At 69.2% G+C, this 25,493-nt stretch carries 24 protein-coding genes; 9 read left to right on the forward strand and 15 right to left on the reverse strand.

The genetic code is table 11. The features are described from left to right. Nucleotides 1-7: 7 nt before the first annotated feature. The 3 genes from ACAM54_RS19000 to ACAM54_RS19010 form a co-directional block, all read right to left on the reverse strand. Entirely contained in the window at nt 8-832 is an 825-nt protein-coding gene (locus ACAM54_RS19000) for a class II aldolase/adducin family protein (RefSeq protein WP_369648593.1), read from the reverse strand. Between the two features lie 149 nt (nt 833-981). Beyond that, nucleotides 982-2,091 carry an LLM class flavin-dependent oxidoreductase gene (locus tag ACAM54_RS19005; protein ID WP_369648594.1) on the reverse strand — a complete coding sequence of 370 codons (1,110 nt, stop codon included), beginning with the start codon at nt 2,089-2,091 and terminating at the stop codon, nt 982-984. 36 nt (nt 2,092-2,127) lie between these two features. Next, entirely contained in the window at nt 2,128-3,120 is a 993-nt protein-coding gene (locus ACAM54_RS19010; protein WP_369648595.1) for an ABC transporter substrate-binding protein, read from the reverse strand. Nucleotides 3,121-3,229: 109 nt separating this feature from the next. Here ACAM54_RS19010 and ACAM54_RS19015 point away from each other — a divergent pair, with 109 nt between their 5' ends. From ACAM54_RS19015 to ACAM54_RS19035, 5 genes are all read left to right on the forward strand, one after another. Then, nucleotides 3,230-4,462, forward strand: a complete 1,233-nt coding sequence (locus ACAM54_RS19015; RefSeq protein WP_369648596.1) for an acyl-CoA dehydrogenase family protein — start codon at nt 3,230-3,232, stop codon at nt 4,460-4,462. Continuing rightward, nucleotides 4,459-5,439 (forward strand): ABC transporter substrate-binding protein, encoded by a 981-nt coding sequence (locus tag ACAM54_RS19020; protein ID WP_369648597.1) that lies wholly within the window; start codon nt 4,459-4,461, stop codon nt 5,437-5,439. Before ACAM54_RS19015 ends, ACAM54_RS19020 begins: the two co-directional genes overlap by 4 nt. Then, nucleotides 5,436-6,056 (forward strand): cysteine dioxygenase, encoded by a 621-nt coding sequence (locus ACAM54_RS19025; RefSeq protein ID WP_369648598.1) that lies wholly within the window; start codon nt 5,436-5,438, stop codon nt 6,054-6,056. Before ACAM54_RS19020 ends, ACAM54_RS19025 begins: the two co-directional genes overlap by 4 nt. Further along, entirely contained in the window at nt 6,053-7,678 is a 1,626-nt protein-coding gene (locus ACAM54_RS19030) for a rhodanese-related sulfurtransferase (protein ID WP_369648599.1), read from the forward strand. Before ACAM54_RS19025 ends, ACAM54_RS19030 begins: the two co-directional genes overlap by 4 nt. A gap of 127 nt (nt 7,679-7,805) precedes the next feature. Then, nucleotides 7,806-8,027, forward strand: coding sequence for a hypothetical protein (locus ACAM54_RS19035; RefSeq protein ID WP_145745275.1), 222 nt, complete (start codon nt 7,806-7,808; stop codon nt 8,025-8,027). 14 nt (nt 8,028-8,041) lie between these two features. On the opposite strand, the gene ACAM54_RS19040 is transcribed toward ACAM54_RS19035, so the two are convergent. The 8 genes from ACAM54_RS19040 to ACAM54_RS19075 form a co-directional block, all read right to left on the reverse strand. Next, entirely contained in the window at nt 8,042-9,502 is a 1,461-nt protein-coding gene (locus ACAM54_RS19040) for a DEAD/DEAH box helicase (protein ID WP_145745277.1), read from the reverse strand. Between the two features lie 131 nt (nt 9,503-9,633). Next, nucleotides 9,634-10,524: a neutral zinc metallopeptidase gene (locus ACAM54_RS19045; protein WP_369648600.1), complete on the reverse strand. Its 891-nt coding sequence runs from the start codon at nt 10,522-10,524 to the stop codon at nt 9,634-9,636. Nucleotides 10,525-10,623: 99 nt separating this feature from the next. Beyond that, nucleotides 10,624-11,190 (reverse strand): dCTP deaminase, encoded by a 567-nt coding sequence (gene dcd, locus ACAM54_RS19050; RefSeq protein WP_015866656.1) that lies wholly within the window; start codon nt 11,188-11,190, stop codon nt 10,624-10,626. A gap of 82 nt (nt 11,191-11,272) precedes the next feature. Further along, a complete protein-coding gene (guaD, locus tag ACAM54_RS19055) occupies nt 11,273-12,559 on the reverse strand; it encodes a guanine deaminase (RefSeq protein WP_369648601.1) in 1,287 nt (428 codons plus the stop codon). Between the two features lie 94 nt (nt 12,560-12,653). Continuing rightward, nucleotides 12,654-13,754 (reverse strand): BMP family ABC transporter substrate-binding protein, encoded by a 1,101-nt coding sequence (locus ACAM54_RS19060; protein ID WP_369648602.1) that lies wholly within the window; start codon nt 13,752-13,754, stop codon nt 12,654-12,656. Between the two features lie 111 nt (nt 13,755-13,865). Next, complete coding sequence (locus tag ACAM54_RS19065) at nt 13,866-16,397, reverse strand: penicillin acylase family protein (RefSeq protein WP_369648603.1); 2,532 nt, start codon at nt 16,395-16,397, stop codon at nt 13,866-13,868. 96 nt (nt 16,398-16,493) lie between these two features. Then, the gene (locus tag ACAM54_RS19070) at nt 16,494-17,300 is read right to left on the reverse strand and encodes a helix-turn-helix domain-containing protein (protein ID WP_145745292.1); all 807 of its coding nucleotides are present in this window, start codon (nt 17,298-17,300) and stop codon (nt 16,494-16,496) included. An 89-nt stretch (nt 17,301-17,389) separates the two neighbouring features. Then, on the reverse strand, nt 17,390-18,334 hold the full coding sequence (locus ACAM54_RS19075) for a LysR substrate-binding domain-containing protein (RefSeq protein WP_369648604.1): 945 nt from the start codon (nt 18,332-18,334) through the stop codon (nt 17,390-17,392). 97 nt (nt 18,335-18,431) lie between these two features. Here ACAM54_RS19075 and ACAM54_RS19080 point away from each other — a divergent pair, with 97 nt between their 5' ends. Continuing rightward, nucleotides 18,432-19,730 carry an MFS transporter gene (locus ACAM54_RS19080; protein WP_369648605.1) on the forward strand — a complete coding sequence of 433 codons (1,299 nt, stop codon included), beginning with the start codon at nt 18,432-18,434 and terminating at the stop codon, nt 19,728-19,730. On the opposite strand, the gene ACAM54_RS19085 is transcribed toward ACAM54_RS19080, so the two are convergent. Further along, nucleotides 19,691-20,752 carry an adenosine deaminase gene (locus ACAM54_RS19085; protein ID WP_369648606.1) on the reverse strand — a complete coding sequence of 354 codons (1,062 nt, stop codon included), beginning with the start codon at nt 20,750-20,752 and terminating at the stop codon, nt 19,691-19,693. The two genes, ACAM54_RS19080 and ACAM54_RS19085, sit on opposite strands and share 40 nt — an antisense overlap. 155 nt (nt 20,753-20,907) lie before the next feature. Between ACAM54_RS19085 and ACAM54_RS19090 the strand changes: the two genes are divergently transcribed. Further along, the gene (locus ACAM54_RS19090) at nt 20,908-21,195 is read left to right on the forward strand and encodes a c-type cytochrome (RefSeq protein ID WP_309927399.1); all 288 of its coding nucleotides are present in this window, start codon (nt 20,908-20,910) and stop codon (nt 21,193-21,195) included. Between the two features lie 22 nt (nt 21,196-21,217). Here the strand turns inward: ACAM54_RS19090 and ACAM54_RS19095 are convergent, their stop codons facing one another. Continuing rightward, a complete protein-coding gene (locus tag ACAM54_RS19095) occupies nt 21,218-22,120 on the reverse strand; it encodes a LysR family transcriptional regulator (protein ID WP_369648607.1) in 903 nt (300 codons plus the stop codon). 138 nt (nt 22,121-22,258) lie between these two features. Between ACAM54_RS19095 and ACAM54_RS19100 the strand changes: the two genes are divergently transcribed. Next, nucleotides 22,259-22,723: an alcohol dehydrogenase catalytic domain-containing protein gene (locus ACAM54_RS19100; protein ID WP_369648608.1), complete on the forward strand. Its 465-nt coding sequence runs from the start codon at nt 22,259-22,261 to the stop codon at nt 22,721-22,723. Nucleotides 22,724-22,744: 21 nt separating this feature from the next. After that, nucleotides 22,745-23,272 (forward strand): zinc-binding dehydrogenase, encoded by a 528-nt coding sequence (locus ACAM54_RS19105; protein ID WP_369651896.1) that lies wholly within the window; start codon nt 22,745-22,747, stop codon nt 23,270-23,272. A 24-nt stretch (nt 23,273-23,296) separates the two neighbouring features. On the opposite strand, the gene ACAM54_RS19110 is transcribed toward ACAM54_RS19105, so the two are convergent. Next, a complete protein-coding gene (locus ACAM54_RS19110) occupies nt 23,297-24,481 on the reverse strand; it encodes a glycoside hydrolase 100 family protein (RefSeq protein WP_369648610.1) in 1,185 nt (394 codons plus the stop codon). Beyond that, nucleotides 24,468-25,466, reverse strand: coding sequence for a GlxA family transcriptional regulator (locus tag ACAM54_RS19115; protein WP_369648611.1), 999 nt, complete (start codon nt 25,464-25,466; stop codon nt 24,468-24,470). The genes ACAM54_RS19110 and ACAM54_RS19115 overlap by 14 nt, the downstream gene beginning before the upstream one ends. Nucleotides 25,467-25,493: the final 27 nt, after the last annotated feature.

The raw sequence follows: 25,493 nt of genomic DNA on the forward strand, positions 1-25,493 counted from the left end.
TTTTTCTTCAGAGCAGCAGATCGGGCTCCGCTTCGACCAGGCCTTCGTAGAGGCTGTCGAAGGAATGGATGGCCCCCTCCGGCCCTCCGATCTGGCTGTGCGTGTGGCGCGCGGTTTCCTCGTCGATGGGCTGCGGCTTGCCGGCGGCCTCGGCAAGGAGTTGCGTGTGGCAGGCGTTGTCGAGCGCGATGTACCACCAGGCGGCGGCCTCGACCGTGGGGCCCGCGGTCAGGATGCCGTGGTTCTTGAGGATCGCGCCTTTCTTGTCGCCCAGCGCCCGCGCGATGCGCTCGCCCTCGCTGGTGTCGACCACCATGCCGGTGAAGTCGTCGAACAGTGCCACGTCGCCGTGGAACACGCAGCTGTCCTGCGTGATCGTGTCGAGCTTGCGGCCGAGCGTCGACCAGGCCTTGCCGTAGGTCGAATGCGTATGCGCGGCGGCAACGATCTTCGGGTTGTGCTCGTGGATCGCGGCATGGATCGCGAAGGCGGCCTTGTTGAGCGGCCGGTCGCCGATCACCGTCTCGCCCTTCGCATTGACCAGCAGCAGGTCGGAGACCTTGATGCGCGAGAAGTGGACGCCCAGCGGATTGACCCAGAAGTGATCGCCGAGCTCCGGGTCGCGCGCAGTGATGTGGCCGGCCAAGCCTTGGGCGAAACCGAAGCGCGCGAACAGGCGGAATGCACCTGCGAGACGCTCCTGCCGGTGGCGGCGCTCGGCCTGCACGCTGGTGCGCGGCGGGATCGGGTCGAACCAGTATTTCTGCTGCGGGTGAGGGTTGAGCTTGAGCGGCTGGGCCGCGTGGCGGTCGATGGAAAGAACGACATTCATCGGAGATCTCTTGGGGTATTGGGTGTTGCTCCTTCCCCTTCCGGGGGAAGGCTGGGATGGGGGCACGACGGCTTCCAATGCAGTGGCAGTGGTCGAGGCCGCGAGCCCCCACCCCTGCCCTCCCCCGAAAGGGGAGGGAGAAAGTCAGGTCACGCCGCTTTGCGAGCCAAAGCCGCGCGCTGCGCCACCAGCTCGCGCGTGCGCGGAATCAGCTCGCGGCCGTAGTCGATCGCGTCTTCCAGCGGATCGAAGCCGCGGATCAGGAAGGTGGTCACGCCCAGGTCGTAGTAGTCGAGCAGCGCATCGGCCACCTGCTCGGGCGTGCCGACCAGCGCCGTGCTGTTGGAGCGGCCGCCGATCTCCTGCGCCACCGCCGTCCACAGGCGCTTGTCGAGCCGCGTGCCCTTCTCCGCCGCGGCGAGCAGGCGCTTCGCGCCTTCGCTTTGCTGCGGTCCGCCGCGGTTGTAGCCCTGCACCACGCGCAGGCGCTTCGTCTCAGCCAAGATGTTCTCGGCGCGCGCCCACGCGGCCTCTTCGGTCTGCGCGAGGATCGGGCGGAACGAGACCGAGAAGCGCACGCTGCGCCCATGCTTGGCGGCCTCGGCACGCACGCGCGTCGTGAGTTCGCGCGCCTGGTCGAGCGACTCGCCCCACAGCGCATACACGTCGGCGTACTTGCCGGCCACCGGAATCGCCGCCTCCGAAGCACCGCCAAAATACACCGGCACATGCGGCCTGCCATTGCGCGTCTGCACCGGCTTCACTTCGGAGAAGGCGTTCTGGAAGCGGTAGTGCGCGCCTTCGTGGTCGAAGGGCTTGTCGGCGGTCCACACCTTGTGCAGCACGTCGAGGTATTCGTCGGTGCGTGCATAGCGCTGGTCGTGGCCGAGCCAGTCGCCGTCGCGGCGCTGTTCCTCGTCGGAGCCGCCCGAGATGTAGTGCACCGCGAGCCGGCCGCCGCTGAACTGGTCGAGCGAAGCGAACTGCCGCGCCGCCAGCGTGGGTGCGACGAAGCCCGGGCGGTGCGCAAGCATGAAGTGGATTCGCTCGGTGACCGAGGCGGCGTAGGCCACGGTGAGCGTGGCATCGGGGCCGGTCGAATGGTGCGGCACCAGCACGCGGTCGAAGCCGGCGTTCTCGTGCGCCTGGGCGAAGGCGCGCACGTAGTCGCGGTCGATGGCCGGGCCCTTGGCGGCGTGGATCTCCGAGACCTTCTGGCCCTGGATCATGCCGATGAATTCAACGTCGTTCTGGCTCATGGTGTCCTCGTGTTTTCAGAATGGATGCGTGGTGGGTCAAGCGGCAGGCGGGCGCAGCACGCTCTCGAAGCTGCGGTCCCACAGGGGCGTCACGTCGGCCGGGCCGTCGAGCACGCCGATCTTCAGGAAGGTGTCGGCCACCTGCTGGTGGCTGCGCACCACGGCGTCGGTGACGGGGCCGAGGCTGTAGTCGTCGCTGCGGCCGTTGAAGAGTTCGACCAGGTCGCCGACCGGCACGCGCGTCTCGGCCGATTGCGCACGCGCATAGGCCAGGAAGTTGCCGTTGATCCATGCGAAGGCGCGCTGCAGGCGCTGCAACAGGTCGCTCAATGCCGCGCGGCGCAGTTCGTCGTCGAGCGCACGCGGGTTGGCGTAGATCGGAAAATTGCCCGACAGGTAGCCCACGCCGGTCTTGATGGTGCGCGCGCCGTACTGGATGCGCGCGATCTGGCCGTTGTAGCCGTAGATGGCCCAGGCATCGAGATCGCCGCGCGCGAAGGCCGAGAGGCCGTCCGAAGGCGTGAGACTCACGGCCTGGATGTCGCTGAACGACAGGCCCGCCTCGGCCAGCTGCCGGGCCAGGTAATAGTGCGAGGTGGTGGCGCGCACATAGCCCACGCGCTTGCCCTTGAAGTCGGCAATGCGGCGGATCGGCGAATCCTTGCGTGCCAGCGTGGCCTGGTTGTTGAGGTCCTCATGCGTCACGGCCACCAGCTTCACACTGGATTTCTGCCGCGCCGCGAACACCGGTGGAATTTCGCTGCCCGAGCCCAGGTCGAGCGCATCGCCGTTGATGGCCTCGATGTGCAGCACGCCGTTGTTGAGCTCGCGCCAGTCGATCCTGTAGGGCGTGTTGGCCTGGCCGGAAGCCTGCAGCAGCGGCCGCCAGAGGCCCTTGTAGGTGCCGACGCGCAAGGTCACGCCGGAAAGGTCGCGCGCCGGTGCCGCAGCCCGCGCCGCGCCCAGGGCACTCCAGCCTGCGGCGGCCTGCAGCAGGCGGCGCCTGTCGATCGGGAAGTCAGATGTCATGCACCGGACCGTACCGAGGCAGCCGGAAAAAGCGAACGCAGAAAAACGAGTTTGCATATGCGGGATGCGTCGTTTCCGGTGTGGCGCGGTCCCGGTACTGTGCGCAGCCATGAGTGCACTCCCCTTGCGCCGCCCGCCGGCCACGAATGAAGACCCCGCGCCTGCCACCGTCGATGCCGCATTGCTCGCGCATCTGTCGGCGCAGTTCACCGCCACCGCGGCCGACCACGACCGCAGCGGCGCCTTTCCGCATCCGAACTTCGCGGCCTTGCAGTCGCATGGGCTCATCGGCCTGGTGGCGCCCGCGGCGCACGGCGGCGGCGGCGCCACGCTGGCCACGGCACGCCGCGTGATTGCGGCCGTGGCGCGCGGCGAGCCGGCGACCGCGCTGATCCTCACGATGACCTACCTGCAGCACCATGCACTCGCGCGCAGCGACAGCCGCTGGCCGCCGCACCTGCGCGAACGGGTGCTGCGCAGTGCGGTGGAACGCGGCGCGCTCATCAATGCGCTGCGCGTGGAGCCCGCGCTCGGCTCGCCCGCGCGCGGCGGGCTGCCCGCAACCGTCGCGCGCCGCGAACGCAGCGGCTGGAGGATCGACGGCCACAAGCTCTACACGACGGGCATCGAAGGCCTCTCCTGGCTCGCCGTGTGGGCCCGCACCGACGAAGCCGCGCCGCGCACCGGCGTGTTCCTGGTGCCGCGCGATGCGCCCGGCGTGCGCGTGATCGCGAGCTGGGACCATCTGGGCCTGCGCGCTTCGGGCAGCCACGAAGTGGTGTTCGAGAACGTGGCCATCGAGCTCGACCATGCGGTCGACCTGCGTGCACCGGCCGACTGGGCGCCCGACGCCGGCAGCCAGACCGACATCGATGCCCACGCCGCGCAGCAGGCCTGGATGACGGTGCTGCTCGGCAGCCTCTACGACGCCGTGGCGCAGGCTGCGCGTGGCTGGCTGGTGGACTTCCTGAACCGTCGTTCCCCCGGCAGCCTGGGCGCGCCGCTCGCGAGCCTTGCGCGCGTGCAGGAGCATGCGGGAGAAATCGAGGCGCTGCTTCGTACCAACCGCGTGCTGCTCGACGAGGCCGCGCATGCCGTGGACGAAGGCCGTGCACCGCCGGCCACCGACAGCGGCCTGCTCAAGTACACCGTGACGGGCAATGCGATCCGCGCGGTCGAACTCGCGCTGCAGCTCAGCGGCAACCACGGCCTCGCGCGGCAGAACCCGCTCGAGCGGCACTACCGCGACGTGCTGTGCAGCCGCATCCACACGCCGCAGAACGACGCGATCCTGGTCGTGGCGGGCAGGCGTGCGCTGCTGTCCGAGGGAGCTGCCGCATGACCAATCTGCCGTTCTCCAAGGCCTCGCGCCGCCGCTGGCTCAAGCAGGGCGCGGCCCTCTCGCTTGCCGCGGCCGGACCGCTGCGCGCATGGGCGCAACCGCAAACCACGCTGGTGCTCGGCGACCAGGCCGGCGGCCTGCGCGCTCTGTTCGAGGCCTCGAAGGCGCTCGAGGATGCGCCCTTTGCGTACCGCTGGGCCAACTTCCAGGGCGCGGCGCCACTGTTCGAGGCGCAACGCAGCGCGGCCGTCGACACCGCCGTGGCCGGCGACCTGCCGGTGCTTGCCGCGGCGGTCGGCCGGACGCCGCTGAAGATCGTCGCCACGCGCGTTGGCAAGGCCGATGCCCTGGGCATCGTGGTGCAGCCCGATTCGCCGTTGCGCAAGGTGGCCGATCTGCGCGGCAAGACCGTGATCGTGTCGTCCGCGCGCGGCAGCATCTCGCAATACCAGCTCTACGGCGCGCTCGAGGAAGCCGGTGTGCGGCGCGACGAGGTCACGGTGAAGTTCGTGCTGCCGACCGATGCGGCCGCGGCCTTCGCCTCGAAGCAGATCGATGCCTGGGCCGTCTTCGATCCCTACTACACGATCGCGCTGCAGCAGGGCGGGCGCATCCTGCGCGACGGACACGGCATCAACACGGCGCTGGGCTTCATCACCGCGAGCGAGCCGTCGCTGGCCGATCCCGCCAAGCGCGCCGCCATCGTGCAGTTTCTCGACCGGCTGGCGCGCGCAGGCGAATGGGCGCTGGCCAACCCCGAGGCCTATGCGCAGGCCTACAGCCAGCTCACGCGCCTGCCGATCGAATCGGCGCGCATCATCACGGCGCGCGCCTCGGTCACGGGCCGGCCTGTGACCGAGGCCGACATCGCCGCACTGCAGACGGTGGCCGACCGCTCGGCGCGCGACGGCATCCTGCCGCTGCGGGTGGACGTGCGCGCCATCACCGATGCGCAGCTGTGGAAGCGCCCCGCATGAGCGGCACCTCGGCCATCGCGCCGCTGCGCGAATTCGTCACCGCGTTCGGCCGCCTGCTCGACAGCGGCCCCGAGGAGCCGCGCATTCTTTCCGAAGGCGGCGCCCTGCTTCGAACGCTGGTGGCGCAGGACGACTGGCTGCCCGACGCCTTCGCCCAGCCCGCCCCGTCGCGCTACCAGCAGTTCCTGCTGCATGCCGACAGCACCGAGCGCTTCTCGGTTGTGAGTTTTGTCTGGGGACCGGGCCAGGCCACGCCGGTGCACGACCACACCGTATGGGGTCTGATCGGCATGCTGCGCGGCGCCGAATACAGCCAGGGCTATGCCGTCGGCAGCGACGGCCGGGCACGGCCGCAAGGCGAAGCGGTGCGGCTGGGCGCCGGCGACGTGGAGGCCGTGTCGCCCGCCATCGGCGACCTGCATCGCGTGCACAACGCGCATGCAGGCCGCGTATCGATCAGCATCCACGTGTACGGCGCCAACATCGGCGCCGTGCGGCGGCATACTTACCCGGCCGACGGCGGGCGCAAGCCATTCGTCTCGGGCTACTCCAACACGCTGCTGCCCAACCTGTGGGACCGCTCAGCCGAACTCAGATCGACCACGACATCCGCATGACGACCATTGCCTTCCCCCTGCTGCCCTTCGCCGCCGTGCGCGCACGCCTGCTCGCACGCGAGGAAACCGCGCTGCTCGACGTGCGCGAGGAAGGCCCCTTCGCGCAGGAGCATCCGCTGTGGGCCGCCAACCTGCCACTCTCGCGCATCGAGATCGAGGCCTGGCGGCGCATTCCGCGGCGGGACACCTTCATCGTGCTGTACGGCGCGCATGGCGGCATCGACCTGGCGCCGCTCGCCGCGCGCACGCTGGCCTCGCTGGGCTACACGAACCTGCACCTGCTCGAAGGCGGCCTCGAGGGCTGGCGCGCGGCCGGCGGCGAGCTGTTCCGCGACGTGAACGTGCCGAGCAAGTCCTTCGGCGAACTGGTCGAACACGAGCGGCACACGCCCTCGCTCTCCGCGCCCGAGGTGAAGGCGCTGGTCGACGGCAAGGCCGACGTGGTGGTGCTCGACGCGCGCCGCTTCGACGAATACCAGACCATGAGCATTCCCTCGGCCACCAGCGTGCCCGGGGCCGAACTGGTGCTGCGCGTGCGCGAGCTCGCACCCGATCCGTCGACCCAGGTGATCGTCAATTGCGCGGGCCGCACCCGCAGCATCATCGGCACGCAGTCGCTGGTGAATGCGGGCATTCCGAACCCGGTGGCGGCACTGCGCAACGGCACCATCGGCTGGAAGCTCGCAGGACAGGTGCTGGACCATGGAGCGCAACGCAAGGCGCCGGCCGAGATCTCCGATGCGCACCGCGCGCAGGCCCAGGCCGATGCGCGGCGCGTGGCCGACAGGGCCGGCGTGCGCCGCATCGCGCTCGATGCGCTGCATGCGCTGGAAGCCCCGGGGCGCACCGTGTACCGCTTCGACGTGCGTACGCCCGAGGAATACGAGGCCGGCCACCTGTCCGGCTTTGCGAGCGCGCCCGGCGGGCAGCTGGTGCAGGAAACCGATCACCAGGTGCCGGTGCGCGGCGCGCGCATCGTGCTGGCCGACGACGATGGCGTGCGGGCCTCGATGAGCGCATCCTGGCTCGCGCAGATGGGATGGGAGGCCTACGTGCTCGACACGGTGCCTGCCGCTTCGGCCTTCGCCGAGACGGCCGCGCCGTCGCCCGCCTTTCCGCCCGCCGCGGCCATCGTGGGAGAGATCTCGCCAAGCGAGCTGGCGGCCCTGCTGAAGCAGCAGAGCGGCACGGCGGTGATCGACGTGACCACCAGCGCCAACTATGTGAAGCGCCACATCCCCGGCGCCTGGTATGCGATCCGCGCGCAGCTCGCGGGTGCGATCGATGCGGCCATTCCTGCATCGCAACGCTATGTGCTGACCTGCGGCAGCAGCCTGCTCGCACGCTACGCCGCGGCCGACCTGCGCCTGCTGCTCGATGCGCGCGGCCAGCGCGACGTCGAAGTGCTGGTGCTGGCCGGTGGCAACGCGGCATGGTTTGCGGCAGGCCTCGAAGCCGAATCGGGCGAGACGCGGCTCGGGACGCCGCGCACCGACCGCTACCGCCGGCCCTATGAAGGCACGGATGCGCCGGCGGAGGCCATGCAGGCCTACCTGGACTGGGAATACGGCCTTGTGGCGCAGCTGGCGCGCGACGGAACGCACCATTTCCACGTGATCTGAGGCGCGGCGCGCCGCCCCGGCTTGCAACCGGCCGGTCACATTATTTCGCGAGGGTAAAGCAGGTCATCCGCCGGTGGCGCGGGGCGTTTTCTGGGAATAACGATCAACTCGTCCCAGGAGCATCGCCATGAGACTGCCTGTTCTCGCCCTTTCGGCCGCCGCGCTGGCGGCCATCCTGACCGGCTGCGTGGTCGCGCCGGCGCAACCTGTTTACACAGCGCCACCCGGCGTCGCCTACGTGGCCCCGACCTATGTGTCGCCGGGCGTGGGTTTCGTCTGGAACTACCACCCGCGCTACGGGTATGGCTGGTACCACCCCCGCTACGGCTGGCACCGCGGATGGAGGTAGCCCAGCGGGGGGAATCAGCTGGTTTCGGCGCTCTTGAAGAGGGCCGCGACCTTGCGCTTGGTCTTGATGTTGCTCGAGATGCCGCGTGAAGGCGCCGCCTTGGCGGCGGCTTCCCAGGCCGGCGTGGCGTCGGCCTGGCCTGGCTCGTAGGGCTTGTCGAAGAACGGATCGCGCGGCGCGGAGGGTGCGCGGTGCGGACGTCCGCCGCCGCGGCGGACTTCGGCCTCGCGGCGCTCGCGTGGCTGGTCGAGCACGTCGCGCGCATCGCCGGCTTCGCCTTCTTCGCGCCAGTGGCGGCGTCCGTCGTTGATGCGGCCGCGCGGACGGTCTTCCTCGAATTCGACGGGTTCGAGCTCGATCTTCTTCTTGATCAGCTTCTCGATGTCGGCCACCAGGCGCGCGTCGTTGCCACCGCTCGCAAAGCTCACGGCCAGGCCCGAGGCGCCGGCGCGGCCGGTGCGGCCGATGCGGTGCACGTAGTCTTCGGCATTGAACGGAATGTCGAAGTTGAAGACCGCGGGCACGTCCTTGATGTCGAGGCCGCGGGCCGCGACGTCGGTGCACACCAGCAGGTCGACCTCACCGGCCTTGAACGAGGCGAGCGCCTTCAGCCGCTCGTCCTGGCTCTTGTCGCCGTGCAGCGCGGTGGTGCGAAGGCCGTCGCGCTCGAGCGAACGCGCCAGGCGTGCGCAGCCGAGCTTGCTGTTGACGAACACGAAAGCCTGCGTGATGCCGCGCTGCTTCACGATCTGCTTGAGCGCGCGGCGCTTGTCGTCGTCAATCACGCTGTAGAAATGCTGCTCGACCGTGGAGGCCGTTTCGTTCGGCCGCGCCACCTCGATGGTGACGGGGTTCTGCAGGTAGCTGTTTGCAAGCCGCTTGATCTCGGGCGAGAAGGTGGCCGAGAACAGGAGCGTGGTGCGCTGCTTGGGCAGGTAGCTCAGGATGCGCTGCAGGTCGGGCAGGAAGCCGATGTCGAGCATGCGGTCGGCCTCGTCGAGCACCACGTACTCGACCTGGTTCAGCACGGCGTTCTTGGCCTCGATGTGATCGAGCAGCCGGCCCGGCGTGGCCACCAGCACTTCAACGCCCTTCTTGAGCTCGAGCGTCTGAGGCTTCATGTCGATGCCGCCGAACACCACCGTGCTGCGCAGGTTGGTGTACTTGGCATACAGCTTGACCTGCTGGGCCACCTGGTCGGCCAGTTCGCGCGTGGGCAGCAGCACCAGCGCACGCACCGGATGCCGCGCGGGCGAGGTGGAGGCGTTCTCGTGCTTGAGCATGCGCTGCAGCAGCGGCAGCGAGAACGCCGCGGTCTTGCCGGTGCCGGTCTGCGCGGCTCCCATCACGTCCTGCCCCGAAAGCACGACCGGAATGGCCTGCTCCTGGATGGGAGTCATGGTCTCGTAGCCCATTTCGGCTACGGCGCGCGCCAGCGGTTCCGCCAGCGATAGATTGGAGAAGGAGCTTGTCATTAAGCCTTCTATTGTCGCACTGCCGCAAAAAATGGCAGTGACAGCGGCGCGACAAACTCCGCGCCGGCCGCATTGCTACTTATTTTGTAGCAACTTGCCTAATATCCACGCGCCTTTGAAGACCTAGAGGCTCAAAGATTGCGTGCATTGAAGGTGTCGCAGGACTTGACGTCGCCGCTTTGGTAGCCCGCGCCGAACCAGCGCTGGCGCTGCGCGCTCGATCCGTGGGTGAAGCTGTCGGGCACCACCGCGCGGCCCGCGGAACGCTGCAGCGCGTCGTCGCCGATCTTCTGCGCGGCATTCATCGCGGCCTCGATGTCGCCCGGGTCGAGCCACTTCTTCGACTCCTGCGAATGGTGCGCCCAGATGCCGGCGAAGCAGTCGGCCTGCAGTTCGACGCGAACGCTCAGGGCGTTGTTCTGCGACTGGCTCAGCCGCCCGCGCATGCCGTCGACCTTGGCGGTCACGCCGAGCTCGTCCTGCACGTGGTGGCCGACCTCGTGCGCGATGACGTAGGCCTGCGCGAATTCGCCGGGCGCGCCGAGCTGGTTCTTGAGCGTGTCGTAGAAGCCGAGGTCGATGTAGACCTTCTTGTCGCCGGGGCAGTAGAACGGCCCCATGGCCGCCTGGCCGGTGCCGCATGCCGTGGGCGTGGCGCCGCGGAACAGCACGAGCCGCGGCGGCTGGTAGCTGCCGCCGTTCTGCCGGAAGATGTCCGTCCAGACCACCTCGGTGTTGCGCAGCACGGTCGAGACGAAGGCCGCCTCGCGGTCATTCGAAGGCGGCTTGGGCGCGGGGCCTTGATGCTGCTGCTGCACCTGGACCTGCTCGCCACCGCCGCCGCTCAGCAGGCTGAGCACGGTCAGCGGATTGATGCCGAAGATCCAGCCCGCGATCAGCGCGACGGCAATGGTGCCGATGCCGATGCTGCGCCCGCCGATGAAGCCGCCGCCACCGCCGCCGCCGTCTTCACCGCGGCGGTCCTCGACGTTCTCGGATTGTTCATTGCCTTCCCATCTCATCGCAGTCTCCTTGCCGGCCTTGCAGGGTTTTGCCGGATCGCCTCTGGATGGTACTTGGCCCGGCCGCCGGCTGCGTAACCGGCGGTCAGAATGCGCGGATCAGGTCTTGGGCAGCGTGACGCCGCGCTGTCCCTGGTACTTGCCGCCGCGGTCCTTGTAGCTGGTTTCGCAGACTTCGTCGCTCTCGAAGAACAGCACCTGCGCGCAGCCCTCGCCCGCATAGATCTTGGCGGGCAGCGGCGTGGTGTTGCTGAATTCGAGCGTCACGTAGCCCTCCCATTCGGGCTCGAAGGGCGTCACGTTGACGATGATGCCGCAGCGCGCATAGGTGCTCTTGCCCAGGCAGATGGTGAGCACGTTGCGCGGAATGCGGAAGTACTCGACCGTGCGCGCCAGCGCGAAGCTGTTGGGCGGAATGATGCAGTAGTCGCCGTGCATGTCGACGAAGCTCTTCTCGTCGAAGTTCTTCGGGTCGACCACGGTGCTGTGGATGTTGGTGAAAACCTTGAATTCAGGCGCGCACCGGATGTCGTAGCCGTAGCTCGAGGTGCCATAGCTGATGATCTTGTGGCCGGCGGCCTCGCGCACCTGTCCGGGCTCGAAGGGCTCGATCATGCCGTTCTGCTCGGCCATGCGCCGGATCCATTTGTCGCTCTTGATGCTCATATGCGGTCGCTGATGCTGCTGCGGGGAGGAATGGCGCGAATTGTGGCATGCGCCATGCCCCGGCCCTGCGGCGAGCTTGCGGCTATCCCGCCTGCGAGATCACCGTGCGCTCCACCAGACGGTCGTCGCCCAGCACGATCATCGCGAACAGCAGCTCCTCGAGGCTGTTCGCGCGCGCGGCCTTGCGCGCCAGCAGGGGCGTGGCCTGCGGGTTGAGCACCAGGAAGTCGGCCTCGCAGCCGGGCTGCAGGTTGCCGACCACGCCACCCAGCCCCAGCGCGCGCGCCGCGCCGCCGGTGTGGCGCCACCAGAGCTCGGAAGGTGCGATGCTCAGGCCGGCCTTGGTCTGCCCTTCGCGGCCCACGTAATAGGCCGCCATCATCGTGTGGAAGGGGCTGAAGCTGGTGCCGCCGCCCACGTCGCTGGCCAGGCCGTAGGGGTAGCCCACGCGGTCGGCCGCGCCGAAGTCGAAGAAGCCGCTGCCCAGGAACAGGTTGCTGGTCGGGCTCACGGCCGCGGCCGTCTTCGTGTCGCGCAGCAGCGCGCGGTCGGTGTCGTCCAGGTAGATGCAGTGCGCATACACGGCGCGCTCGCGCATCAGCCCGAAGCCGGCGTACACGTCGAGGTAGGAGCGCGCCTCGGGATAAAGCTCGCGCACCCACGCCACCTCGTCGCGGTTCTCGGCCACGTGCGACTGGATCCAGGTGCCGGGGTACTTTGCGGCCAGCTCGCCCGCGCCGCGCATCTGGGCGTCGGTGCTCGCGGGCGCGAAGCGCGGGGTGATGGCGTAGCCCAGGCGGCCGGTGTCGTGCCACTTGCGGATCAGCGCCTCGGAATCGACGAGGCTCTGCTCGGTTTCATCGCGCACGCCGTCGGGCGAATGCCGGTCCTGCAGCACCTTGCCGCTGATCATGCGCAAGCCGCGGCGCTGGGCGCCCTCGAAGAAGGCATCGACCGAGGCCACGTGCGAAGTCGCGAAGGCCAGCGCGGTGGTGACGCCGTTGCGCAGCAGCTCGCCGAAGAACACGTCGGCCACTTCGTTCGAATGCGTCGGGTCGGCAAACCTCGCTTCCGCCGGGAAGGTGTAGTTCTCGAGCCAGGGCAGGAGCCCCGGCGAGGGCGAGCCGATGATGTCGGTCTGCGGAAAGTGGATGTGCATGTCCACGAAGCCCGGCGCGAGGATGCGGCCTGGCAGATGGCTCAGCTCGGCATCGGGGTGGCGCGGCGACACGGCGGCATGGCTGCCGGCGTCGAGCACGCGCTGGCGGCCGGCGCTGTCGGGCGCGACGACCAGCAGGCCGTCTTCATCGAAAACGGGCCGTCCGGCGTCGTCGAATCGCAGGAGGGAGGCGCGGTAGGCTTTTTTCATCGTGACTTCCGAGGGTAATCCAGCGCCGCGGCGCCGCAATTTCCATGTGCGTATGAATGCTATATGGCAAAGCCACTCGGCAAACGCCGGCCGGTTAGCGCCCCACACGCCCCTGCACGCCCTCGACCAGCCAGTTCATCTTGAGGATCTGCTCGTCGTTCAGCTGCACACCCTTGGCGATGGCGATGCGGCCCTCGTTGTCGCGCACATCGGCCACCACCGCGCGGAACGGCTGCAGCCTGCCTTCCGCGATGTCCTTCTGCCGCGCCAAAACTTCCTGCTGCACGGCCTTGGGCACCTTGCTGCCGAAGTCGCCGACGCGGATCATTCCCTCCTTCACGCCGCCCCACACGTTGCCGCTTTTCCAGCTGCCGTCGAGCACGGCACGGGCGCGCTCGGTGTAGTAGCCGCCCCACTGGTGCGTGACGGCGACGATCTGCGCGTCGGGCGCGATCCTGCGCATGTCGGAGTGGTAGGCCACGGCCATCTTGCCGCGTTCCTGCGCCGCGGCCATGACGGCCGTGGAGCCGGTGTGGAAGGCGATGACGTCGGCGTTCTGGTTGAACAGCGCCATGGCCGCGTCGCGCTCCTTCGGCGGATCGAACCACTCGTTGAGCCACACCACGGCCACCTTGGCATCCGGGTTCACCGAGCGCATGCCGAGCGTGAAAGCGTTGATGCCCTGCAGCACCTCGGGAATCGGAAAGCCCGCCACATAGCCCGCAACGTTCGTCTTCGTCATGCGGCCGGCCGCGATGCCCGCGAGATAGCGGCCTTCGTAGTAGCGCGCATTGGCGGTGGCGACGTTGGGCGCGGCCTTGTAGCCGGTGATCGATTCGAACTTCACGTCGGGGAAATCGCGCGCCACCTTGAGCGTGGGCTCCATGTAGCCGAAGCTGGGCGTGAAGATCAGCCGGTGCCCCTGCTGTGCGAGGTCGCGGATCACGCGCTCGGCGTCGGCGCCCTCTGGCACGTTCTCGACGAAGGTGGTCCTGACCTTGCCGCCAAGTGCGGCCTCGACGGCCTTGCGGCCCTCTTCATGCTGGCGCACCCAGCCGGCATCGGTGACCGGCGTGACGTAGACGAAGCCGATCTTCAGCGGCTCTTTCGGAGCCTGCGGTTGCGACAGGGCGGGAGACAGAAAACAGGCGGCTGCCCACGCCAGAACGGCGCGGCCCGCGAGGTTTTTGTACATGGTGTTCCTCTACATGGCCCCGGAAAAGCAAAAACCCGCAGCCGGCCGGGACGCCCGGCTGCGGGGTGCGGATTTTAGTCGGCGGTTTTCAGGCCGACCGGCCCGCGCCGGCTACTCGCTGACGACCGCGCTGCGGTAGGCCGCATCGGCCTTGATCTCGGCTTCGGAGAACGGTACCTTGAGCCACTGCCCCGCGCTGTAGGCGCGCGTGTAGTCGGCGCTGTGGGCCGAGGCCGGGTCGTCCGACAGCGAGAACGTGAGGAAGGTATGCGCCTCCACGCCGCCCTCGGGGAAGCGCACGATCTGCATGTAGCTGTTGCCGTTGGGGTTGCCGTCCATCGTGTAGCCGCCCTTGTCGAGGCGGTTCTCCGAGCAGGCGATGGTGAAGTAGCCCGGCCCGCCGCAGCCGCCGTACAGCGGGATCTTCTGGCCGCCGCGCGTGGCGAACAGGTAGTCGCCGCGCTTCGCATCGAGCGCAAAGCCGCTGGCTTCCACGCGCGCGATGGCCGCGCCGAAAGCCTGCTGCAGCGCGGCTTGCGCACCGGGCTTCAGGTCGCGCGGCGTGTGGATCGGGTCGCTCGCGCTGAAGGGCACGCTGTAGAGCGTGGCCGCGGACTGCAACGATGCGCGGTTCCAGAACTCGTCCCAGATGTGCGCGCCGCGCGCCCCGCTCGTGCCGGTGTTGTCCCAGGCCTGGAGTGCCGCGCAGGCCGGACCGGTGTCCACGTCGCGTCCGATGGCTGCGCCGCCCTGCGGATCGGCCGCGACGTTGATCGTCGGCGTCGCGCACACCATGGCCAGCGCCTGGTCCTTGAACAGCTCGGCCGTCAGCACGCGGCTGTCGAGCACCATCCGCTTGACGGTGTCGGCCGTGGCCCCCTTGGCGCCGTACGCATCGGCGCCGTCGATGCGCCCCTGTGCCAGCAGGTTGCCCAGGCGTGTGCGGAAGGTGACCGGTTCGGTTCCCGCAGGCCCCATGATGGCCGGGTAGCCGGTCATCGGTGCCTTGGGGTTCGCGAGCCAGTAGCTGTCGTTCATGTTGGCCACGTAGTCGTCGCGCATCAGGCTGGGCATGCGGGCCGGGCCGATCGCGCCCCGCTGCGCGGAATCGGCATCGGTCTGCCAGTCGCATTCGCTCTTCGAGCCATCGAAGACCGGCACGCGCGGCAGCGAGGCGCCGATCGCCGCGCCCAGCGGCGTCGTGCAACTCGCCACCTGGGTGGGCGACACATTGGGGATCGCGCCGATGTCGGCATACCAGGCCTTGGGCGCGCCGCGGCCCACGGCCACGGTGTTGACCCACGGAATGGCCGACTCCTCGCGCTGGATCGCGATGAACTCGTCGAGCGACTTCGCCTGGTTCCAGCGCAGCCAGTTCCGGAAGGTGCGGTAGTTCTCGCCGTTGATGTCGCGGATCGCGAAGGCCGTGGTCTGGCTCCAGGCCAGCGCGGCGTTCAGCGGCGCCAGGTTGACCATCGGCCCGTACTCCGACTTGTAGAGCGTGCGCGTCACCGGCGCCACGCTGCCGTCGGCCTGCTTCACCTTGACCGTGATCTCCAGCGCCTGCATCTTCACGGCGCTGCCATCGCGCATGTAGCGGGTCGGGTCGCCCGCCGCGAGCTTGAGTTCGAAGAAGCCGAAGCGGCGCGCGGTCGACACCGTGTGGCTCCACGCGATGTTGTCGTTGAAGCCGATCAGGATCACCGGAATGCCCAGGAACGAGGTGCCGCTGATGTTGAGCTGGCCCGGGATCGTGAGCTGCGCCTGGTAGAAGCGGTCGGGCCCGCGCCAGTACCAGTGCGGGTTGCCGAAGAGCAGCGGGCTTGCGTCGCCGGTGGCCGCGGTGCCGAAGCCGATCATGTTGCTGCCGACGCCTTCGTGCCCGCCCACCTGCAGCCCGGGCATGCGCATGCCTGCTCTCGCGAGCTGCAGCGCGCTCTTGTCGAGCCTGCCGCGCGCGGCGGTCTTGGTGGACGCCGCCGGTGCCGGAGCGATCGCGTTGGCGATGTTCGGCAGGAAGTTGCTGTAGCCGCCTGCGAGATTGGCCGCGTACATGCGGCGGTAGATGTCTTCGGCCGTGACGGGCTTCACCCAGGGCTCGTTGCGGCAGGCCTCGTGCGCCGCGCCGCCGGCCTTCAGCTCGCGCACATAGCGGTTGTAGCCCGCGGCGAAGCCCTCGACCAGCTGCTTCAGGTTGTCGGGCTGTGCGGCAATCATCTTCTCGAGCACGTCGGCCGAGATCACGTGCCGGTGGAAGAAGTCGGAGTCGATGTTCTTCGGCCGGCCGATGGTGCTGCCGGCCACGAGCTGGGCCTCTCCGCCGAGGTACTGCGAACGCTCGCCGCGGTAGGTGAGGAACGAGTCGGCCATGGTGCAGAGGTTGTCCTCGGCCTGCGCGTAGCCATAGCCGTAGCCCGCGCCGGACCAGGTGTCGGCCTTGATGTGCGGCACGCCCATGGCGGTGCGGCGGATCTCGGCCTTGTAGGTGCTGTCGGCCGGCGGGTTGCCGGGCGGATTGCCGGTGACGGGCGGGAACGAGAACCCGTTGCCGCCTCCTCCGCCACCGCAGGCGGTGAGCGCGGCTGCCGTGGCCAACGCGAGCAGGAACGGCGGCATGGCGCCGCGCGAAGATGTCTGTCTCATGGATGTCTCCGGTTGATGCTCTCTTGATGGAGCAACCTGGAGCCTACGCATGGAGACAGGCGGCGGCTTGAACGCAGCCGCTGTCGTGCGGGCGGTTCAGTGGACGGTCGCGTGGCCCCACGCATGCGACGCCTGCGCGTCCGCCGTCACATGCACCCGGCTCGCGAGAAACGACGGCGGCAGCCCGAAGTAGCGCTGGAAGGTGCGGCTCATGTGCGCCGCATCGGTGAAGCCGCTGACCAGCGCCACATCCGTGAGCGGCCGGTGGCCGGTGAACTGCTGCACCGTGCGCCGCACCTTGGTCCACAACGCATAGCGCTTGACGGACACGCCCACCTGCTCGGCGAAGAGATGCGTCAGCCGGTCGGGCGAGAGGCAGGCCACGGCCGAGAGTTTCTTCAGCGGGATCTGGCCCGCGTGTTCGCGGATGGCCTGCAGCACGCGCTCGATGCGCCGGTCGATCGGCGGCACGAGCTCGGGGCATCCGGTGATTGCCTCGACCATCTTCGCGCTGAGCGACTGCAGGCTGGCGTCGCCGAGCAGCCCGCGCTGCGCCGGGTCGAAGTCGTCGCGCAGCTTGCCGAAGCGGCGCGCATCGATCGGCTCGATGCCGTGGCCGCCCATGCAGCGCGCGAGCATGCGGTAGGCGCTCGATGCCGGATCGAGGTTGAGCGACAGCAGCCCGCAGCCATCGACATCGAGCCGGCGCGACACATGCGGGGCCACCAGCGCGGCGGTGCAATGCACGCGCGTGCCATCGACCGCCTCGAGCATGAACGGATGGCCGCTGACCGACGCCAGCAGCGTCGCCGACGAGCGCGCCGTGAGCCCCGACTGGATCGCCGGCGTGATGTAGAGAAACCTGTCGTCCCAGAGATGCAGGAAGTTTTGCTGCGTGGTCATGCCGTGTCTCGTTTTTTTGTCTTGTCTCCGGCGACGGATTCTCATGCATCGGCACGGCGCAAGGGCTACGGGATTGTGCCCGGTGCGGTTCAGTGAAGCTGCGCGGGCTCCGCCTGCACATGCTCGCGCACCGCCTCCAGCAGCAGCGTGGCAAGGCGGGTCACCGGCGCCTCGGCCGCGGGCTGCGCGCGATAGAGCATGAGCGACATCTGCGGCAGCGCCGGCAGGCCGATGACCGTGCGCTCGATGGCACGCACATGCGCAGGCAGGCCGAAGGGCGTGCGCACCGACAGGCCCAGGCCGGCCGAGGTGGCGGCCCACAGCGCGGCCAGGCTGGCGCTGGTGAACGCATGGCGCCACGGCGTGCCGGCGCGGTCGAGCGCGGCAACGACGATCTCGCGCAGCGGGCATGGCGCATCGAGCAGCACCAGCGGCAGCGGCTCCCGGCTCTTGCGCACGCCCGGGCGGCGTTCGCGCTCCTTCCACCAGGCCGCGTCGAGCGCATCGGGCGCCCTGGGGCCGATCCATTGCAGGGGCAGCCGCGCCACGCGCTCGCCATGCGGCGTCATCTGCTCGCCGGTGTCCCACACCAGGGCCAGGTCGAGCTGCCGCAGCTCGAGCCGTTCGCGCAGTTCCGCGCTGCGCGCCACGCAGGCCTCGATGCGCACCTTGGGATGCGCGCGCGCAAAGCGGCCGAGCACCGCGGGCAGCAGCGTTTCGCCGAAGTCTTCCTGCAGGCCGAGCCGCACCCAGCCCTGCAGGTCCGCACCGCGCATGGCGGCGCCGGCTTCCGCGTTGAGTTCGAGCATGCGGTGGGCGTAGGCCAGCAGCGTTTCGCCCGCGTCGGTGAGCTCCAGCCCGCGGCCGGCCTTGCGGAACAGCGCGGTGCCGGCCTGCGCCTCGAGCTTCTTCAATTGCGCGCTCACGGCCGATGTGGAGCGGCCCAGCCTGTCGGCGGCGCGCGCATAGCTGCCAAGCGCGATGCCGGTGGAAAAACTGCGCAGCACGTCGAGATCGAACATCACCTGGGACATGGATTCACCCTTCGTTGATCGTCCTGATTTTTGGGACGATTCACTCATTATTTTCTGATTTTCAAAAGCTTTGCAACGGCGGACACTGCGCCGCAACATGATCCATTCGACCTCCTCCCTTTCGTATTCGCCGCACCACCGCTGGAAGGTGCTGGCCGCGGGCGTGGCCGCCAACGTGGCGTTCTCCGTGGCCATCAACGGCATCCCGATGACGGCTGTGCTGATGCGCACCGGCTACCAGCTCGACAACGCCGCGCTCGGCCTCGTGCTTGGCCTCATGGGCCTGGGCATCGCCATGAGCGAGCTGCCGTGGGGCCTGCTGACCGACCGCTGGGGCGACCGGCCGGTGCTGCTCATGGGCCTGGGCAGCATGGCCGTCGCGCTCGTGGCGATGGCGCTGTGGGCCGTGCCTGGCGCCGCACGCATTCCGGGCATGGGTTGGCTCGGCGGCGGACTGCTGCTGGTCGGCCTGCTGGGAGGCAGCGTCAACGGCGCGAGTGGCCGCGCGCTGATGACATGGTTCGACGCCGGAGAGCGCGGGCTCGCCATGAGCATCCGCCAGACCGCGGTGCCGCTGGGTGGCGGCATCGGCGCGTTGGTGCTGCCATTCGTGACGCTGCATTTCGGCTTTGCCGCGCTGTACGGCCTGCTCGCGCTGCTGTGCGCGCTGGGCGCGGCCGCATGCTGGGCCTGGGTGCACGAGCCGCCGGTGGCCCGGCGCGCCAGCACCGCGGAAATGCCCTCGGTGCCCGGAGCCAGCGGCCCGCTGCACGACGCCCGCGTGTGGCGCATTGCGGCCGGCATCGGCCTTCTGTGCGCGCCGCAGTTCGCGGTGCTGTCCTTCGGCACGGTGTTCCTGCACGATTTCGGCCATGCGGGCCTCGCGGCGATCACGGCCACGATGGTCTTCGTGCAGGTCGGCGCGATGGTGATGCGCGTATGGAGCGGCCGCTGGACCGACCGCCGCCGCAACCGTCCCGCCTACCTGCGCGCCTGCAGCGCCCTCAGCGTGCTGCTGTTCGCGGGGCTCGCGGCGCTGGTGCTGGCGGCGGGCACCCATGGGGCCGATTCGGTAGCGCTGCGCATGGCACTGGTGGCGCTGCTGGCGGCCAGCGGCGTCTGCGTGTCGGCATGGCACGGCGTGGCCTATACGGAACTGGCCACGCTGGCCGGTGCGGCCCGCGCGGGCACCGCCCTTGGCATGGCGAACACCAGCGTGTTCCTGGTGTGCTTCCTCACGCCCTTCTCGATCCCGCACCTGCTGGCGCTGCAGGGCTGGCCGCTGGTGTGGCTCGTGGCCAGCGCCTGCGCGCTGGTGGCGATGCCGCTGCTGGTGCCGCGGCCCGCCGCGGCCGATCAGAAGGCCGCGAAGACGGCGTTGAGCCGGTCCACGTAGGCGCGCTTGGCGGCCGCGTCGATGAAGCTGCCTTCGAAGCTGTTGGCCGCGAGCTGCCAGGCCTGCTGCACGCCGAGCCCGGTGGCCGCGAAGGTCTGCGTGAAGTTCTGGTTCATGTAGCCGCCGAAGTAGGCCGGGTCGTCCGAATTGACGGTGGCGACCAGCCCCGCGTCGAGCAGCGCGCCGAGGTTGTGCTGCGCCAGGTCGGGGAACACGCAGAGCTTGAGGTTCGACAGCGGGCACACGGTGAGGGGGATGCGGTCCTGCGCGAGCCGCTTCATCAGCGCCGGGTCCTTGGCGCTTTGCACGCCATGATCGACGCGCTCGACCTTCAGCACGTCGAGCGCGCTCCACACATAGGCCGGCGGGCCCTCCTCGCCCGCATGCGCGACGAGGCGGAAGCCCAGCTCGCGGCAGCGCGCGAACACGCGGGCGAACTTCTCGGGCGGATGGCCGACCTCGCTCGAATCGAGCCCCACGCCAATGAACTTGTCGCGGTACGGCAGCGCCTGCTCCAGCGTCTCGAAGGCTTCTTCCTCGCTCAGGTGGCGCAGGAAGCACAGGATGAGCGCCGCGCTCACGCCGAGCTTCGCCTCTGCATCCGTGCACGCGCGGTGCAGGCCGTTGACGACCGTCTCCATCGGCACGCCGCGCGCGGTGTGCGTCTGCGGGTCGAAGAACATCTCGGTGCGCACCACGTTGTCGGCCTCGGCGCGCTCCAGGTAGGCCCAGGCCATGTCGTAGAAGTCCTGCTCCTTCAGCAGCACGCTGGCGCCGGCGTAGTAGATGTCGAGAAAGCTCTGCAGGTTGGTGAAGGCATAGGCGCGGCGCAGCTCTTCGACGCTCGCGTACGGTATGGCCACGCCGTTGCGCTGCGCGAGCGCGAAGATCAGCTCGGGTTCGAGCGAGCCCTCGATATGCATGTGCAGCTCGGCCTTGGGCATGGCGCGCAGCAGCTCGGGCAGGCGCTCGGCGGCGATCTTGCCGAAGCTCTGGTCGAAGACGGGGCGGTAGTCGGTCATGGTGGGAAAATCGGCGTTGTGATTCCGCACAGCATAAGCGCAGCCGCCCCGCGGGAGATGCGCCAGAACGTATAGGGCCCATGCTTCTCATTTCAAAACGGCCATCAAGCAACGGGCGGAAACTTCCATTGCTCGCGCTGCTGGCTTCGTTGTCGATTTCCGCTCCGGCATTCGCCGCCACTGTCGACGGCGCACAGGCACTGGCCCGTGAACACGGCTGCCTCGCCTGCCACGGCATGCTCCGAAAGCAGGTCGGACCCGGCTTCGCGCAGATCGCCGAGCGCTACCGCAGCGACGCGGCGGCGCCCTCCCGGCTGGCCGGCAAGATCCGAGGCGGCAGCGTGGGCACCTGGGGGCGCGTCATCATGCCGCGCCAGCCGCAGCTGAGCGATGAAGAGGCGAAGGCCCTGGCCGGATGGGTTCTTTCGCAGCCGCCGCCATGAAGCGCGGCCGCGGTCTGATAGATCAGTCGTTGAAGGCCCGCAACATCGCCTTGCGCAGCCATGTCTCCGCCGCGTCCTTGTCGGTCACGGCGCGCCAGGCCAGCTTGATCTGGTAGCTAGGACTCTCGAACGGCAGCGCCTCGCAGCGAAGCCCGCCCTGCGCCGACAGTGCCTGCGCCACATGCTCCGGCACCGTGGCCAGCAGTTCGGTGCCCGCGAGCACGGCAGGCAGGCTGCCGAACTGCGGCACCGAGAAGGCCACCTCGCGCTGCCGGCCAAGGCTGTTCAATGTTTCATCGACGGTGCCGCACAGGTCGCCCGCGTAGGTCACGAGCACATGCCGCCGCCGGCAATAGTCGTCGAGCGTCAGTCTTGCGGCTGCGGTGTCGGCACGCAGCAGCGCAAAGCGCGCCGTGCGGACCTTGCGTATCTTGGCGCCCGCCGGCAGGTCCTTCAGGAAGCTCATGACCGCGCTGACCCTCCCCTCGTCGAGATGGCGCGCGGCGTTGCGGTAGCAGACCGTCAGGGTCACGAGCCTGGCCCGGGGTGCTTCCACGCTGAGCGCGCGAAGCAGCCGCGGCAGCATCGCGATCTGCAGGTCGTCGGTCAGCCCGATGCGAAACACCGGCGCGGCGCGCGCGGGCTCGAAGTCCGCCTGCGCGCGGAACGTGGCCTCGATCTGGTCGAGCGCCGGACCCAGTCCCTGCATCAGCGCCAGCGCCCGTTCGGTCGGCTCCATCACCCGCCCCTGGCGCACCAGCAGCGGATCGCCCGTGAGCTCGCGCAGCCGCGCCAGCGCGTGGCTCACGGCCGGCTGTCCCAGGTGCAGCCGCTGCGCAGCCCGGCTGACGTGACGCTCGCGCATGAGGGCCGCCAGCACGGTGAGCAGGTTGAGGTCAATCCGGCTGAGTTCGATCGGTTTCATCCAGGCGCCTTGAAGTCATCGATTCCATGCATAGTGAATATCGTATGAATCGATTTCCTTGATGGCCCTGCGGCTTCTAGATTGATGCCTTCGGCCGCTTCATTCCGGGGCCGCCGGCTTTTCCAAGGAGATTTTCGTATGGGCAGGATGGTTCGCTTTCACCGGTTCGGCGGCGCCGATGTCCTGAAGGTCGAGCAGGTCGCGACGCCGGAGCCTGGCGCCGGCGAAGTGCGCATCGCGGTGCAGGCGATCGGCCTGAACCGGGCCGACGCACTGTGGCGCCAGAACCTGTACATCGAGGACCCGGTCCTGCCGGCCGGCCTGGGCAACGAGGCCGCCGGGCTCATCGAAGCGGTAGGCGCGGGCGTCGAGGGCCTGAACATCGGCGACCGCGTCGCGCTGTTGCCCGGAGCCAACCAGGGCCTGTATCCCACCTATGGCGAGCGCATTCTTTTTCCCGCCTCGCATGTGGTGCGCCACCCCGGCAAGCTCTCGGCCGAGCAGGCCGCCGGTGCCTACATGGCCTACCTGACGGGCTACTTCCCGATGTTCGAGATGGCCCGCCTGCAGCGCGGCCAGACGGTGCTGGTGACGGGTGCGTGATCCAGCACGGGCATTGCGGCGCTGCAGATGGCGCGCGCGGCAGGCCTCCCCGCCATCGCCACGACGCGCACGGCAGCCAAGCGCCAGGCATTGCTGGATGCGGGCGCAGCCCATGTGGTGGTGACGCAGGACGAAGACGTGGTGGAGCGCGTGCTGGCGCTGACCGGCGGCCGCGGCGCCGACCTGGTGTACGACGGCGTGGGTGGTCCGCAGCTCGAGCGGCTCGGCAATGCCGTCGCACAGCGCGGCTGGTACGTGCTGTACGGGCTCTCCGGCGGCGCGGAGTTCAGCTACCCCGTGCTCGCGCAGTTCCGCAAGAGCTGGCGCTTCCACGTCTACACGGTGCTGGAATTCACCGGCTCGGCCACCATGGGCTTGCCGCGCGACGAAGCTGCGCTGGGCCGCGCGCTGGCCTTCGTCAATGAGGGCCTGGCCAGCGGCGCCCTGCAGATGCGCATCGACCGCCGCTTTGCGCTCGACGAGGTGGTGCAGGCCCACCACTACCTCGAGCGCGCCGGACACATCGGCAAGGTCGTGCTCACGGTCTGATCGACCGGGCCGCAGCGCAACGCATCACCAGGCCGCCTCGCTGCCCTCCAGCGCGCGCCGGGCCAGCAAAAAGGCCGCGGCATTCCAGCTCTGGCCCGCCATGCCCATCGGCGCCAGCGTGCGGCCATGGAACCACTCGGTGAAGCGCCAGCCGCCGAGCTGGTTCACATGCGCAAGGCGCGCGAGCTCGGGCCAGGCCATGTCGTGCAGTCCGAGGCGGGCCAGCGCCATCACCCAGAAGCCGCCCACGAAGGGCCAGATGCCGCCGTTGTGGTACTGGTGCACCACGTTCTGCTGGTGGCGCGCCATGTATGGCCGCCACAGCGCATGCTCGCGCGTCAGCGGATGCAGCACCACGCGCACCGGGTACGGCTCGCAGGCGCGCGCCGCGGCAATGGTGCGGACGATGCGGTTCGCCATCTCCGAATCGGCCAGCCCGCCCTGGATGGCCAGCACGTTGCCGAACACGTCGCCCTCGTCGCCGACGAAGGACAGGTTGACGAAGCTCAGGTACAGGCCCGGATCGGCTCGCCCGCGGCGCGCATAGTGCCGCAGCAGCCGGGCGCGGTGGTATTCGGGCAGGTCCTGCTGGAATGGATTGAACAGGTGGTTGAAATGGTGCTGCGTCGCCTCCGCATCGTCGAGCGCGAAGCGGCGCTTCACCTCGTACCAGAGCGCGTTGGTGTAGAGCACATAGCCCGAGCGCGGCATGATGTCGGCCCAGTCGCTGGCCTCGTTCTGCTGCAGCAGCCGGAAGTGCTGGTGCTCCTGCGCCAGCAGCCAGCCGATCGCGCGCGCCACTGCGCCGCTCCAGTGCGAGGCGCCGACCTGGCCATGGCGGCGCACGTGGTCCACCGCGATCAGCCACCACAGCGTGGCGTCGATGCAGCCCAGGTACCAGAAGTCGGCATCCTGGCCGTCGGGGTCGACGTACTTGGGAATCTGTCCGTTGGCCGCCTGCTGCGCGGCCAGCGCGTCGAGGCTGGCGACGGCGCCCTGCTCCAGCGCGGGCACGCCGCTGCCGCACATGGCCATCACGCAGATGGCCGCGTCGCGCCCGAAGATGCGCGTGTAGCGCCGCGCAACGGCCGCCTCGGTGCGGCTGGCGGCCAGGATGCCGTGCGGCGTGAGGTTGCGTTCGAGCAGTTGCAGCGAAGCGCGGGAGCAGTCGTCGATCAGTGCGAGGGAAGAAGGGTCAGGTGTCGTCATGGGTTCGATAGGCTTGCGGCGTGAGGCCGTGCTGCCGCGCGAAGGCGCGCTGCAGTGCGTCCACCGAGCGGAAGCCGCTGCGGCTCGCGATGCGGTCCTGTGGCCACCGCGTCTGGCGCAGCAGCTGCGCGGCCGCGGCCACGCGGACCTGTTCGACAAAGCGCGCCGGTGTACAGCCGGTCTCGGCCGCGAAGGCGCGCGCGAAGTTTCTCGGGCTCATCTGCACGCGCCCGGCCAGGGCCTCGACGGACAGGTCGTCCTGCGGATGCGTGCCGATCCACGCCACCAGTTCGCGCAGCCGGTGGCTGGCCGAGGCCTGCGCCTGGAGCGCCTGCGTCAGCTGCGGCTGCGCCCCGCCACGCAGCATCGGCAGCGCCAGCGTGCGGGCGATCTCCATCGACACCGCATGGCCTAGGTCGTCCTCGACCAGCGCAAGCGCAAGCTCGATGCCGGTGGTGACGCCGGCCGAGGTCCACACCGGCCCGTCGTGCACGTAGATGCGCTCGCGCTGCACCCGCACCTGCGGCCGCAGCGCCTGCAGCTGGTCGCAGACGCGCCAGTGCGTGGTGGCCTCGCGGCCGTCCAGCAGGCCGGCCGCGGCCAGCGCGAAGGCGCCGCTGCACACGCTCGCCATGCGGCGCGTGCGCGGCGCCACCTGCCGGAGCCAGGCGCCGATGTGCTGCTCGAGGATGGCCGCGCGCACGGCCGGCTCGTCGCCGCCCGCCACGATCAGCGTGTCGATCGACGCCGGCAGCTGCTGCAGGCTGCAGGTGCCCGAAAAGCTCAGGCCGCCGTTCGTCGCCACGGTGCCGCCGGCCGGCGATGCGATGTGCAGGCGGTAGCGGCCGGGGTGCATCTGCTCGGCCTTGCTGAACACGCTGGCAGGACCGGCGACGTCGATCACCTCGACGCCGTCGAACACCACCAGCACCACGTCGCTGGCAGAAACCGCGGTTACTTCGTCCTTGCGGGTCAGGGTGGGCATTCGTAGTCTCGGGGCATCGTCATCAAG

Origin of the sequence: Variovorax sp. V93 (assembly GCF_041154485.1) — a bacterium.
GTDB classification, from domain to species: Bacteria; Pseudomonadota; Gammaproteobacteria; order Burkholderiales; family Burkholderiaceae_C; genus Variovorax; species Variovorax beijingensis_A.